Below are 497 nucleotides of genomic sequence, written 5' to 3' on the forward strand. Positions count from 1 at the left end.
ATGCGGCTGATCCCCTTTAGCGAACCCCAGCCGCCGGAGGGGCCATCGTAGTGTACCGTTTCATCCTGGTCCGACATGGGGTCTTGTCCTTTCTGGCTGGAGGCTCGGGGGAGGGCGACGAGCGTGCTGTTACGGGAACGGGCGCGCCGCGATGTCGTTCCAGCTTCAGGGCTTTTTGGCCTGCGAAAGAGTGGGAGAGGGCAGAATGTCCGCCTGCGGACGAGAGTCCGGTACTCGGGAACATTGCGGATGGCGTGTGGCTTCCCGGCGGAGACATTCTGATCGCCCACGGCAAACGATGGAACCGCGCCATGACGATCCAGAGCCGACTTACCGCAAACGATGCCGACCTCGTCCACGGGCTGCGATCGGTGGCGGAAACCCTGCCCAGCCCCGATGCTCCCGACTTCGCCGATGCCTTCGAGCGCTTCGGCGATGCCCGCGTGGTGCTGCTCGGCGAAGCGACGCACGGCACGCACGAGTTCTACGCAGCGCGG

At 65.2% G+C, this 497-nt stretch carries 1 pseudogene; it reads left to right on the plus strand.

The features are described 5' to 3' along the window. Positions 1 to 254: 254 nt before the first annotated feature. Positions 255 to 497: pseudogene (locus LK12_RS23395) on the plus strand (hypothetical protein); the annotation flags it as partial.

Origin of the sequence: Novosphingobium malaysiense, from assembly GCF_000802225.1 — a bacterium.
GTDB classification, from domain to species: domain Bacteria; phylum Pseudomonadota; class Alphaproteobacteria; order Sphingomonadales; family Sphingomonadaceae; genus Novosphingobium; species Novosphingobium malaysiense.